Genomic DNA, 13,602 nt, shown 5'->3' on the forward strand with positions numbered 1-13,602 from the left:
GTATGCCGCCGAGCATCCAGCTGGCGAGGGCCATTCCTCCGCCCAAAAACTGAGGCAGACCAGTTACCCGGCCTGCCCAGACGGAAAAGTATAATGCGCAGATAAAACAACGTCAACAGCGCAAGGCCGTTGATTGCTTCATGCAGCGCGACCTTCCCGGTCTGGCGAACACGAGGGGCATCCTGCCTCTCTTTTCGCGGTGTATCCGGCACCCTACCCAGGAATGCCGAGCCGCGCATTATAGCGGCTGTTTCACCCGCCCGCAACATGTCGCGGCAAGAATTTCATGGCGCCCTGCCCTCCCACAAAACGACGAAGGGCCGGCTTGCGCCGACCCTTCGTTGAACCGCCAGCCGGAGCCGCGGTCGCCACCGGCCGGACGGCCCCTGAAGGGGCCGCCGACATGGCAGGCATTACTTGATGATCTTGGCCACCACGCCGGCGCCGACGGTACGGCCGCCTTCGCGGATCGCGAAACGCAGGCCTTCGTCCATCGCCACCGGGTTGATCAGCGTGACCACCATCTTCACGTTGTCGCCCGGCATCACCATCTCCACGCCTTCCGGCAGCTCGCAGGCGCCGGTGATGTCGGTGGTGCGGAAGTAGAACTGCGGGCGGTAGCCCTTGAAGAACGGGGTGTGACGGCCGCCCTCGTCCTTCGACAGCACATAGACCTCGGCCTCGAACTCGGTGTGCGGCTTGATCGAACCCGGCTTGCACAGCACCTGGCCGCGCTCCACGTCGTCACGCTTGGTGCCGCGCAGCAGCAGACCGGCGTTGTCGCCCGCCTGGCCCTGGTCCAGCAGCTTGCGGAACATTTCCACGCCGGTGACCGTGGTCTTCTGCGTGGCGCGGATGCCGACGATTTCGATTTCGTCGCCCACCTTGATCACGCCGCGCTCGATACGGCCGGTCACCACGGTGCCGCGGCCCGAGATCGAGAACACGTCTTCCACCGGCATCAGGAACGGCTTGTCCACGTCGCGCTGCGGCTCCGGGATGAACGAATCCAGCGCTTCCACCAGCTTCAGGATCGACGGCACACCGATCTCGCTCTGGTCGCCTTCCAGCGCCAGACGCGCCGAACCGTGGATGATCGGGGTGTCGTCGCCCGGGAAGTCGTACTTGCTCAGCAGCTCGCGCACTTCCATCTCGACCAGCTCGAGCAGCTCGGCGTCGTCGACCATGTCCGCCTTGTTCAGGAACACCACGATGTGCGGCACGCCGACCTGGCGCGACAGCAGGATGTGCTCGCGGGTCTGCGGCATCGGGCCATCGGCGGCCGAGCACACCAGGATCGCGCCATCCATCTGCGCCGCACCGGTGATCATGTTCTTGACGTAGTCCGCGTGACCCGGGCAATCGACGTGCGCGTAGTGACGGTTCGGGGATTCGTATTCCACGTGCGCGGTCGAGATCGTGATGCCGCGCGCCTTCTCTTCCGGCGCCGCGTCGATCGCGTCGTACGCCTTGAACTCGCCGCCGAAGCGCTCTGCGCCGATCTTGGTCAGCGCCGCGGTCAGCGTGGTCTTGCCGTGGTCGACGTGACCGATGGTGCCGACGTTGACGTGCGGCTTGGTGCGCTCAAACTTACCCTTTGCCATGATGTATTTACCTTGTAATTCGTAATGGGGGACAAGGGAGCGGGATGCGGGACTGGCCATGCCCGCATCCCGAATCCCGTCTCACTGATGTCAGCTTTTCTTGATGACCGATTCGGCGATGTTGGCCGGCGCTTCGGCGTAATGGTCGAATTCCATCGAGAACGTGGCGCGACCCTGCGACATGGAGCGCAGCGTGGTGGCGTAGCCGAACATTTCGCCCAGCGGCACCATCGCGTTGATCACCTTGCCGGACGGACTGTCGTCCTGGCCCTGCAGGATGCCGCGACGACGGCTGACGTCGCCCATCACGTCGCCCAGATAGTCTTCCGGGGTCACCACTTCGACCTTCATGATCGGCTCCAGCAGGACCGGGCTGGCCTTGTTGAAGCCTTCCTTGAAGCCCATCGAGCCGGCGATCTTGAACGCCATTTCCGAGGAGTCGACGTCATGGTAGGAGCCGTCGATCAGGCGCACCTTGATGTCCACGATCGGGTAGCCGGCCATCACGCCGTTGGCCACCGCTTCCTGGATGCCCTTGTCCACCGCCGGGATGTATTCCTTCGGCACCACGCCGCCGACGATCGCGTTCTCGAAGGTGTAGCCCAGGCCACGCTCCTGCGGCTCGATCTCGAGCACGACATGACCGTACTGGCCCTTGCCGCCGGACTGGCGCACGAACTTGCCTTCCTGCTTGACCGCCTTGCGGATGGTCTCGCGGTAGGCCACCTGCGGCTTGCCGACGTTGGCTTCGACGTTGAACTCGCGCTTCATGCGGTCGACCATGATTTCCAGGTGCAACTCGCCCATGCCGCGGATGATGGTCTGGCCGGATTCTTCGTCGGTGTTGACGCGGAACGAGGGATCTTCCTGGGCCAGGCGGCTCAGCGCGATACCCATCTTTTCCTGGTCCGACTTGGTCTTCGGCTCCACCGCCATCGAGATCACCGGCTCCGGGAACACCATGCGCTCCAGGATGATGATGTGGTCCTGCGCGCACAGCGTGTCGCCGGTGGTGACGTCCTTCAGGCCCACCGCCGCGGCGATGTCGCCCGCGCGCACTTCCTTGATCTCTTCGCGATTGTTGGAGTGCATCTGCAGGATGCGGCCCACGCGCTCCTTCTTCGACTTGACCGGGTTGTACACCTGGTCGCCGGAGTTCAACGTGCCGGAGTAGACGCGGAAGAAGGTCAGCGAGCCCACGAACGGGTCGGTCATGATCTTGAACGCCAGCGCCGAGAACGGCGCGGTGTCGGTGGCCGGACGGCTGTCTTCCTTGTCGTCCTCGTCGATGCCCTTGACCGGCGGACGGTCGCTGGGCGACGGCAGCAGCTGGATCACGCCGTCGAGCATCGCCTGCACGCCCTTGTTCTTGAACGCGGTACCGCAGTACACCGGCACCACTTCCACCTTCAGGGTGCGCTCGCGCAGGCCGCTGACGATTTCCTCTTCGGACAGCTCGCCCTCGTTGAGGTACTTGTCCATCAGCTCTTCGTTGGCTTCGGCCGCGGCCTCGACCATGAACGCGCGCGCCTCGACGGCCTTGTCGGCCAGGTGCGCGGGGATCTCGCGGTACTCGAACACGGTGCCCTGCGAGGCGGTGTCCCAATGGACCGCCTTCATCTTGATCAGGTCGACCACGCCTTCGAAGCCGTCCTCGGCGCCGATCGGCACCTGCATCGGCACCGGGTAGGCGCCCAGGCGCGACTTCAGCTGCTCGACCACCTTGTCGAAGTTGGCGCCGGTGCGGTCCATCTTGTTGACGAAGGCAAGACGCGGCACCGCGTACTTGTTGGCCTGGCGCCACACGGTCTCCGACTGCGGCTGCACGCCGCCGACCGCGCACAGCACGAACACCGCGCCGTCGAGCACGCGCAGCGAACGCTCGACTTCGATGGTGAAGTCGACGTGCCCGGGGGTGTCGATGATGTTGAAGCGGTGCTGCGGCAGCGACTTGTCCATGCCGCTCCAGAACGCGGTGGTCGCGGCGGAGGTGATGGTGATGCCACGCTCCTGCTCCTGCTCCATCCAGTCCATCGTCGCGGCACCGTCATGCACCTCGCCGATCTTGTGGCTGACGCCGGTGTAGAACAGGATGCGTTCGGAGGTGGTGGTCTTGCCGGCATCGATGTGGGCCATGATGCCGAAGTTGCGGTAACGCTCGATGGGAGTGTTGCGGGCCACAGGGAGCCTCTCAGAATTCTTGGATTGCGGATGGCCGAACGCCGCCTTGCGGCGGCCTTCGGATTTGTGCAGCGCTCAGCGGCGCCGCTAGCAGCACATATAGATTGTGCTGACGGGCCCTGTTTCCAAGGCCCGGAAGGTCACCAGCGGTAATGCGCGAACGCCTTGTTCGCTTCCGCCATGCGGTGGGTTTCTTCACGCTTCTTGATGGCGCCACCACGGTTTTCCGAGGCGTCGACCAGCTCGGCCGCGAGCTTGCGCGGCATCGAGTTCTCGCCGCGCTTGCGCGCCGAGTCGATCAGCCAGCGCATGGCCAGCGCCATGCGACGGGAGGAACGCACCTCGACCGGCACCTGGTACGTGGCACCGCCGACGCGACGCGACTTGACTTCGACCGCCGGAGCAACGTTGTCCAGCGCCTTCTGCACCAGCTCGACCGCATTCGGGTTTTTCTCGCCGATGACGTCCATTGCGCCATAGACGATCTTTTCGGCGACCGACTTCTTGCCGCTGAGCATCACCATGTTGATGAACCGGGCGATGGTTTCGCTGCCGTGCTTGGGATCCGGCAGGACGGTGCGCTGCGGAGTAGAACCTTTACGAGACATGTGTGCTTTCCCTTAGCTCTTCGGACGCTTGGCGCCGTACTTGGAACGACCCTGGCGACGCTTGGCGACGCCGGCGGCATCGAGCGAACCGCGCACGGTGTGGTAGCGCACGCCCGGCAGATCCTTGACGCGACCGCCGCGGATCAGGACCACGGAGTGCTCCTGCAGGTTGTGGCCTTCGCCGCCGATGTAGCTGATGACCTCTTCCTGGTTCGTCAGGCGCACCTTGGCGACCTTACGCAGGGCCGAGTTCGGCTTCTTCGGGGTGGTGGTGTACACGCGCGTGCAGACGCCACGGCGCTGCGGGCACTTGTCAAGCGCCGGGGAGGCACTCTTGTAGGTGGTCGCCTGCCGCGGCTTGCGGACCAGCTGGTTGATCGTCGCCATCAGTGGATTCTTCTGATTGAGGCCGTGGGGCCTGGATGCGTGAAAACGAAGGCAGGCCGAAGGACGGCCTGCCGAGACAGGAAAGTATAGCGGGCAAGTAAAAGCTCCGTCAACTCAACGGAAACTTAACCTGCGGGTCCATCCGGGACCGGAACACGGGGCGCGTCCGCTGCGCCCCCTTTCGCCTGGAACGGCCGGCCCCGCGCACGGGGCCGATCGGGCTTACTCTTCGCTGCTGGTGGCAGCCGCCGGAGCGGGCGTTTCGACCGCCGGCTCGGCGTTGCCGCCGGACAGGGTCTGCATCTCCGACTCGGTCAGGCCGCTGGAGTTGCGACGGCGCAGGCTGTGGTAGGCCAGGCCGGTGCCGGCCGGGATCAGGCGGCCGACGATCACGTTTTCCTTCAGGCCGCGCAGCGTATCGCTGGTGCCGCGGACCGCCGCCTCGGTGAGGACGCGGGTGGTCTCCTGGAACGACGCCGCCGAGATGAACGACTCGGTGGCCAGCGAGGCCTTGGTGATGCCCAGCAGCACCGGGTCGTACTTGGCCGGCAGTTCGTTGCGGGGCACCAGGCGGGCATTTTCCTCGATGACGCGCTGGCGCTCGGCCTGCTCGCCGTTGAGGAACTTGCTGTTGCCCTGGTCGGTGATCTCGACCTTGCGCAGCATCTGCCGGGTGATGACCTCGATGTGCTTGTCGTTGATCTTCACGCCCTGCAGGCGGTACACGTCCTGGATTTCCTTGACCAGGTAGGCGGCCAGCGGCTCCACGCCGAGCAGGCGCAGGATGTCCTGCGGGCTCGGCTCGCCGTCGACCACGGTCTCGCCCTTGGCCACGTGCTCGCCTTCGAACACGATGATCTGGCGATACTTCGGGATCAGCTCTTCGTGTTCCGAACCATCGGTGTCCTTGATGATCAGGCGCTGCTTGCCCTTGGTGTCCTTGCCGAAGCTGATGATGCCCGAGCGCTCGGCCAGGATCGCAGGATCCTTCGGCTTGCGCGCTTCGAACAGATCGGCCACGCGCGGCAGACCACCGGTGATGTCGCGGGTCTTGGACGCTTCCTGCGGGATCTTGGCGACCACGTCGCCCACGCCCACCGCCGCACCGTCCTGCAGGTTGACGATCGAGCGCGGCGGCAGCAGGTACTGCGCCGGCAGGTCGGTGCCCGGGATGGTCAGGTCGTTGCCCTTGCCGTCGACGATGCGCACGATCGGGCGCAGGTCCTTGGCCTGGGTGCCGCGACGCTTCGGATCGGTGATCTCGCGCGAGGCCAGGCCGGTCAGATCGTCGGTCTTCTCGATGACGGTGACGCCGTCGATGAAGTCGATGAAGCGGATGAAACCGGCCACTTCCGACACGATCGGGTGGTTATGCGGATCCCAGTTGGCGACCGACTGGCCGGCCTTGACCGCGTCACCGTCCTTCGCGGTGATCGTGGCGCCGTAGGCCAGCTTGTAGCGCTCGCGCTCGCGGCCGTGGCCGTCGAGCACCGACAGTTCGCCCGAACGCGACACCGCCACCAGCGAACCGTTGGCGTGCTCGACCGACTTGAGGTTGTTGAACTTGATCGAACCGGTGGTCTTGACCGTGATGTTGTCCACCGCCGCCGCACGCGAGGCCGCGCCGCCGATGTGGAAGGTCCGCATGGTCAGCTGGGTACCCGGCTCGCCGATCGACTGCGCGGCGATGACGCCGACCGCTTCGCCGATGTTGACCAGGTGGCCGCGCGCCAGGTCGCGGCCGTAGCAGCGGGCGCACACGCCGAACGAGGATTCGCAGGTGATCGTGGAGCGCACCTTCAGCGTCTGCACGCCGGCCTCTTCCAGCTTGGCCACCCACTGCTCGTCGAGCAGCGTGTTGCGGGTGACGATCGGATCCTCGTCGTTGCCCGGCAGGAACACGTCCTCGGCCACCACGCGGCCGAGCACGCGATCCTTCAACGGCTCGACCACGTCGCCGCCTTCCACGATCGGGGTCATGGTCAGGCCGTCGCTGGTGCCGCAATCGGGCTCGGTGATGACCACGTCCTGCGCCACGTCGACCAGACGCCGGGTCAGGTAACCCGAGTTGGCGGTCTTCAGCGCGGTATCGGCCAGACCCTTGCGCGCGCCGTGGGTGGAGTTGAAGTACTCCTGCACGTTCAGGCCTTCGCGGAAGTTGGCCTTGATCGGGGTCTCGATGATCGAGCCGTCCGGACGCGCCATCAGGCCGCGCATACCGGCCAGCTGGCGGATCTGCGCCTGGCTACCACGCGCGCCGGAGTCGGCCATGATGTACAGGGAGTTCATCGACTTCTGGTCGATGATCTCGCCCTTGGCATTGGTGACCTTCTCGGTACCGATGGTGTCCATCATCGCCTTGGCGATGCGCTCGTTGGTACGCGACCAGATGTCCACGACCTTGTTGTAGCGCTCGCCGGCGGTGACCAGACCGGACTGGTACTGCTCCTGGATTTCCAGCACTTCCTGCTCGGCTTCGCCGAGGATGCCCTTCTTCTCCGACGGGATCAGCATGTCGTCGATGCCGATCGACACGCCGGCGCGGGTCGCGTAGGCGAAGCCGGTGTACATCAGCTTGTCGGCGAACACGACGCTGTCCTTCAGGCCCAGCTGGCGGTAGCTGGAGTTGATCAGGCGGCTGATGTTCTTCTTGGTCAGCTCGGTGTTGGCCAGCGCGAACGGCAGGCCTTCCGGCAGGATTTCGGCCAGCAGCGCGCGCCCGATCGTGGTGTCCACGATCGAGGTCTTCTTGCTGCGGCTGCCGTCCTCGTCGATCACCGTCTCGGTGATGCGGACCTTGACCTTGGCGTGCAGTTCGACCACGCGGTTGTCGTAGGCGCGCTTCACTTCGGCGATGTTGGCGAACACCATGCCCTCGCCCTTCTTGTTCTCCAGGGCGCGGCTCATGTAGTACAGGCCCAGCACCACGTCCTGCGACGGCACGATGATCGGCTCGCCGTTGGCCGGCGACAGGATGTTGTTGGTGGACATCATCAGCGCGCGCGCTTCCAGCTGCGCTTCCAGCGACAGCGGCACGTGCACGGCCATCTGGTCGCCGTCGAAGTCGGCGTTGAACGCGGTACACACCAGCGGATGCAACTGGATCGCCTTGCCTTCGATCAGCACCGGCTCGAACGCCTGGATGCCCAGGCGGTGCAGGGTCGGCGCGCGGTTCAGCAGCACCGGATGCTCGCGGATGACCTCTTCCAGGATGTCCCAGACTTCGGCTTCTTCGCGCTCGACCAGCTTCTTGGCGGCCTTGATGGTGGTGGCCAGGCCGCGACGCTGCAGCTTGGCGAACACGAACGGCTTGAACAGCTCCAGCGCCATCTTCTTCGGCAGGCCGCACTCGTGCAGGCGCAGGGTCGGGCCGACCACGATGACCGAACGGCCGGAGTAGTCCACGCGCTTGCCGAGCAGGTTCTGGCGGAACCGGCCCTGCTTGCCCTTGATCATGTCGGCCAGCGACTTCAAAGGCCTCTTGTTCGTGCCGGTGATGGCACGGCCGCGGCGGCCGTTGTCCAGCAGCGCATCCACCGATTCCTGCAGCATGCGCTTTTCGTTGCGCACGATGATGTCCGGCGCATTGAGCTCGAGCAGGCGGCGCAGGCGGTTGTTGCGGTTGATGACGCGGCGGTACAGGTCGTTCAGGTCGGAGGTCGCGAAGCGGCCGCCGTCCAGCGGCACCAGCGGACGCAGATCCGGCGGCAGCACCGGCAGCACGGTCATCACCATCCACTCCGGACGGTTGCCCGACTCGAGGAAGGCTTCGACCAGCTTGATGCGCTTGGTCAGACGCTTGAGCTTGGTTTCCGAGCCGGTGCCGGCGATCTCTTCGCGCAGGCGGGTCATTTCCGACTGCAGGTCGATCGTGCGCAGCAGCTCGTACACCGCCTCGGCGCCCATCGCGGCGTCGAAGTCGTCGCCGTGCTCCTGGCGCGCGGTCAGGAACTGCTCTTCGGTCAGCAGCTGGCGGCGCTCCAGGGCGGTCAGGCCCGGCTCGGTCACCACGTAGGCTTCGAAGTACAGCACGCGCTCGATGTCGCGCAGGGTCATGTCCAGCATCAGGCCGATGCGCGACGGCAGCGACTTCAGGAACCAGATGTGCGCGACCGGCGAGGCCAGGTCGATATGGCCCATGCGCTCGCGGCGCACCTTGGCCAGGGTCACTTCGGTGCCGCACTTCTCGCAGACCACGCCACGGTGCTTCATGCGCTTGTACTTGCCGCACAGGCACTCGTAGTCCTTGATCGGGCCGAAGATGGCGGCGCAGAACAGGCCGTCGCGCTCGGGCTTGAAGGTACGGTAGTTGATCGTTTCCGGCTTCTTCACTTCGCCGAAGGACCACGAGCGGATCAGGTCCGGCGAGGCCAACGCGATCTTGATCGCGTCGAAGTCCAGCGTCTGGCGCTGCTGGTTGAAGAGGTTGAGCAGGTCTTTCATTGGGTATCTCCGGGTCGGAGGAATTTCGTATCGAGGACGGGGCTAGAGGCTGTTTGCGGGACTCGGGACTCGGGACTCGGGACTCGGGACTCGGAAAGCAAGAGCGCTGGCGCTTCTCGCTTTTCCGAGTCCCGAGTCCCGGTACCCGAGTCCCGACACGATCAGTCTTCCAATTCCATGTTGATGGCCAGCGAGCGGATTTCCTTCACCAGGACGTTGAAGGATTCCGGCATGCCCGCGACCATCTCGTGCTCGCCGTCGACGATGTTCTTGTACATCTGGTTGCGGCCCTGCACGTCGTCGGACTTCACCGTCAGCATTTCCTGCAGGGTGTAGGCCGCGCCGTAGGCTTCCAGCGCCCAGACTTCCATTTCGCCGAAGCGCTGGCCGCCGAACTGCGCCTTGCCGCCCAGCGGCTGCTGGGTGACGAGCGAGTACGGACCGGTGGAGCGCGCGTGCATCTTGTCGTCGACCAGGTGGTTCAGCTTCAGCATGTGCATGTAGCCGACCGTGGTGTGGCGGTCGAACGCCTCGCCGGTGCGGCCGTCGTACAGCTGGGTCTGGCCGCTGATCGGCAGGTCGGCGAGCTCGAGCATGTGCTTGATCTCCGCTTCGGTGGCGCCGTCGAACACCGGGGTGGCCATCGGCACGCCGTCGGTCAGGTTCTTCGACAGGGCCAGCAGCTCGGCGTCGCTGAACTGATCCAGGTCCACACGGTCCTCGCCCAGCTTCTGGTCGTGGTTGTAGATCTGGGTCAGGAACTTGCGCAGGTCGGCGACCTTGGCCTGGGCCTCGAGCATGTTCTGGATCTTGCGACCCAGGCCCTTGGCGGCCCAGCCCAGATGCACTTCCAGCACCTGGCCGATGTTCATGCGCGACGGCACGCCGAGCGGGTTCAGCACGATGTCCACGGTTTCGCCGTTGGCCATGTACGGCATGTCCTCGATCGGCTGGATCATCGACACGACACCCTTGTTGCCGTGGCGACCGGCCATCTTGTCGCCGGGCTGGATGCGGCGCTTCACCGCCAGGAACACCTTGACCATCTTCAGCACGCCCGGAGCCAAGTCGTCGCCGGCGGTGATCTTGCCGCGCTTGTCGGCGAAGCGACGCTCGAATTCCTTCTCGTGTGCCTGGATCTGCTTCTGCGCGCGCTCGATCGCGTCCGACGGCTCCTCGTCCTTCATCCGCAGCGCGAACCAGTCGGACTTCTTCAGCCCGTCCAGGTACGCATCGGTGATGGTGTCGCCCTTCTTCAGGTTCGGACCGCCGTTGGCGACCTTGCCGATCAGCTGGGTGCGCAGGCGCGCATAGATCGCGCTTTCCAGGATGCGGAACTGGTCGTCGAAGTCCTTCTTGACCCGCTTGATCTCGTTTTCCTCGATCTGGCGGGCGCGCTTGTCCTTCTCGATGCCGTCGCGGGTGAACACCTGCACGTCGATGACGGTGCCGTCCATGCCCGGCGGCACGCGCAGCGAGCTGTCCTTCACGTCCGAGGCCTTCTCGCCGAAGATCGCGCGCAGCAGCTTCTCTTCGGGGGTCAGCTGGCTCTCGCCCTTCGGCGTGACCTTGCCGACCATGATGTCGCCGGCGCGCACTTCGGCGCCGATGTACACCACGCCCGACTCGTCCAGGCGGTTCAGCGCCTGCTCGGACACGTTCGGGATATCGGCGGAGATTTCCTCCGGCCCCAGCTTGGTGTCGCGCGCCACGCAGGTCAGCTCTTCGATGTGGATCGTGGTGTAGCGATCCTCTTCCACCACGCGCTCGGAGAGCAGGATGGAGTCTTCGAAGTTGTAGCCGTTCCACGGCATGAACGCGATCAGCATGTTCTGGCCCAGGGCCAGCTCGCCGATGTCGGTCGAGGGACCGTCGGCCAGCACGTCGCCGCGCGCGATCACGTCGCCCACATTGACCAGCGGACGCTGGTTGATGCAGGTGTTCTGGTTGGAACGCGTGTACTTGATCAGGTTGTAGATGTCCACGCCGGCATCGGTGCCGCCGCCGATCTCTTCCTCGTTGACCTTGACCACGATGCGGCCGGCGTCGATCTGCTCGATCACGCCGCCACGGCGCGCGTTCACGGTCACGCCCGAGTCGCGCGCCACCGCGCGCTCGATGCCGGTACCGACCAGCGGCTTCTGCGCACGCAGCGTCGGCACGGCCTGGCGCTGCATGTTCGCGCCCATCAGTGCGCGGTTGGCGTCATCGTGCTCCAGGAACGGCACCAGCGCCGCCGCGATGGACACGGTCTGCATCGGCGACACGTCCATGAAGTGCACTTCGGCCGGCGGCTTCAGCAGCGACTCGCCCTGGTAGCGGCACGGCACGAACTGCTCGGTCAGGCGGCTCTTGGAATCGTGCAGCGCATTGGCCTGCGCGATCACGTACTCGTTCTCCTCGATCGCCGACAGGTACTCGACGTCGTCGGTGATCTGGCCGTCCACGACCTTCCGGTACGGCGTCTCCAGGAAGCCGTACTGGTTGGTGCGGGCATACACCGCCAGCGAGTTGATCAGGCCGATGTTCGGGCCTTCCGGCGTTTCGATGGTGCAGACGCGGCCGTAGTGGGTCGGATGCACGTCGCGCACTTCGAAGCCGGCGCGCTCGCGGGTCAGGCCGCCCGGGCCCAGCGCGGAGACGCGGCGCTTGTGCGTCACTTCCGACAGCGGGTTGTTCTGGTCCATGAACTGGGACAGCTGCGAGGAGCCGAAGAACTCCTTGATCGCGGCGGCCACCGGCTTGGCGTTGATCAGTTCCTGCGGGGTCAGGCCTTCGGACTCGGCCATCGACAGGCGCTCCTTGACCGCACGCTCGACGCGGACCAGGCCCACGCGGAACACGTTCTCGGCCATCTCGCCGACCGACCGCACGCGGCGGTTGCCCAGGTGATCGATGTCGTCGACCACGCCGCGGCCGTTGCGGATCTCGGTCAGGACCTTGATCACTTCGAGGATGTCGGAGCTGTCTGCGTGCTCGGCGACCAGGCGCTTGGACTCTTCGTCGTTGCGCTCGCCGAAGTACTTCCTGTCGTACAGCACCGACTCGCCGGTGACTTCCTTGCGGCCGACACGGCGGTTGAACTTCATGCGGCCGACCGTGGACAGGTCGTAGCGCTCGAAGGTGAAGAACAGGTTGTGGAACAGGTTCTGCGCGGCGTCCTTGGTCGGCGGCTCGCCGGGACGCATCATGCGGTAGATCTCGACCAGCGCTTCCAGCTGGGTCTTGGTCGGATCGATGCGCAGGGTGTTGGACAGGTACGGACCACGGTCCAGATCGTTGACCCACAGCGTGCCCACGGCGTCGACGCCGGCCTTGCGGAACGCGGTCAGCTGGTCTTCGCTGATCTCGTCGTTGGCGCTGGCCAGCAGTTCGCCGGTCGAAGCATCGACCACGTCGTGCGACAGGATGCGGCCGACCAGGTACTCGTCAGGCACGGCCAGCGCGGCGACGCCGGCGGCTTCGAGCTGCTTGACATGGCGCGCGGTGATGCGCTTGCCGGCCTCGACGATGACCTTGTCGCCATCGGCCAGGTCGAAGTTCAGCGTCTCGCCGCGCAGGCGCTCGGGCACCAGCTCCAGCTGCACGCCCTCCTTGGGGTCGATGTGGAAGGTGTTGATCTCGAAGAACTCGGCCAGCATCTCTTCGTTCGAATAACCGAGCGCGCGCAGCAGGATCGACACCGGCAGCTTGCGGCGGCGGTCGATACGGGTGAACAGCGCGTCCTTCGGGTCGAACTCGAAGTCCAGCCAGGAGCCGCGGTACGGAATGATGCGGGCGCTGTACAGCAGCTTGCCCGAGCTGTGGGTCTTGCCGCGGTCGTGATCGAAGAACACGCCCGGCGAACGGTGCAGCTGCGAGACGATGACGCGCTCGGTACCGTTGACGATGAAGGTGCCGTTGTCGGTCATCAGCGGGATCTCGCCGAGGTAGACCTCCTGCTCCTTCACGTACTTGATGGCCTTGGTCGAGGACTCGCGGTCGTAGATCACCAGGCGCACGGTCACGCGCAGCGGGGCGCCGTAGCTCATGCCGCGCTGGCGGCACTCGCGCTCGTCGAACACCGGGTCGCCCAGCTTGTAGCCGACGTACTCCAGCGCCGCGTTGCCGCTGTAGCTGGAGATCGGGAACACCGATTTCAGGGCCGCGTGCAGGCCGTGGTCCGAACGCTTGTTCGGGTCGGTGTTCTCCTGCAGGAACTCGCGGTAGGAATCCACCTGGATCGCCAGCAGGAACGGCACTTCGAGGATCGAGCGCTGCTTGCCGAAATCCTTGCGGATACGCTTCTTTTCGGTGAACGAATAAGACGTCATGAGGTATCACCTTGGCTGTGCGGGCCGCGCGTCCGCGGCCCTGAGTGAACATAAATTGTCAGTTGG

The 13,602-nt window shown here is 65.1% G+C and carries 6 protein-coding genes; all 6 read right to left on the reverse strand.

Annotated elements, in window-relative coordinates:
• Window positions 1-413 precede the first annotated feature (413 nt).
• Window positions 414-1,604, reverse strand: a complete 1,191-nt coding sequence (gene tuf / locus NRY95_17055) for an elongation factor Tu (GenBank protein UYC15408.1) — start codon at window positions 1,602-1,604, stop codon at window positions 414-416.
• A gap of 90 nt (window positions 1,605-1,694) precedes the next feature.
• Window positions 1,695-3,785, reverse strand: coding sequence for an elongation factor G (gene fusA / locus NRY95_17060; GenBank protein ID UYC15409.1), 2,091 nt, complete (start codon window positions 3,783-3,785; stop codon window positions 1,695-1,697).
• 140 nt (window positions 3,786-3,925) lie between these two features.
• The gene (gene rpsG, locus NRY95_17065; protein ID UYC15410.1) at window positions 3,926-4,393 is read right to left on the reverse strand and encodes a 30S ribosomal protein S7; all 468 of its coding nucleotides are present in this window, start codon (window positions 4,391-4,393) and stop codon (window positions 3,926-3,928) included.
• Between the two features lie 12 nt (window positions 4,394-4,405).
• Window positions 4,406-4,780: a 30S ribosomal protein S12 gene (rpsL, locus tag NRY95_17070; protein ID UYC15411.1), complete on the reverse strand. Its 375-nt coding sequence runs from the start codon at window positions 4,778-4,780 to the stop codon at window positions 4,406-4,408.
• Window positions 4,781-5,002: 222 nt separating this feature from the next.
• Entirely contained in the window at window positions 5,003-9,223 is a 4,221-nt protein-coding gene (gene rpoC / locus NRY95_17075) for a DNA-directed RNA polymerase subunit beta' (GenBank protein UYC15412.1), read from the reverse strand.
• A 161-nt stretch (window positions 9,224-9,384) separates the two neighbouring features.
• Window positions 9,385-13,536, reverse strand: a complete 4,152-nt coding sequence (gene rpoB, locus NRY95_17080; protein UYC15413.1) for a DNA-directed RNA polymerase subunit beta — start codon at window positions 13,534-13,536, stop codon at window positions 9,385-9,387.
• Window positions 13,537-13,602 lie beyond the last annotated feature (66 nt).

This window comes from Xanthomonas campestris pv. phormiicola (assembly GCA_025666215.1).
Lineage (GTDB): Bacteria > Pseudomonadota > Gammaproteobacteria > Xanthomonadales > Xanthomonadaceae > Xanthomonas_A > Xanthomonas_A campestris_A.

Coding starts and splice junctions, on each gene's coding strand:
- tuf (UYC15408.1), bottom strand. CDS start 1,604: ATGGCAAAGGGTAAGTTTGAGCGCACCAAGCCGCACGTCAACGTCGGC.
- rpsG (UYC15410.1), bottom strand. CDS start 4,393: ATGTCTCGTAAAGGTTCTACTCCGCAGCGCACCGTCCTGCCGGATCCC.
- rpsL (UYC15411.1), bottom strand. CDS start 4,780: ATGGCGACGATCAACCAGCTGGTCCGCAAGCCGCGGCAGGCGACCACC.
- rpoC (UYC15412.1), bottom strand. CDS start 9,223: ATGAAAGACCTGCTCAACCTCTTCAACCAGCAGCGCCAGACGCTGGAC.
- rpoB (UYC15413.1), bottom strand. CDS start 13,536: ATGACGTCTTATTCGTTCACCGAAAAGAAGCGTATCCGCAAGGATTTC.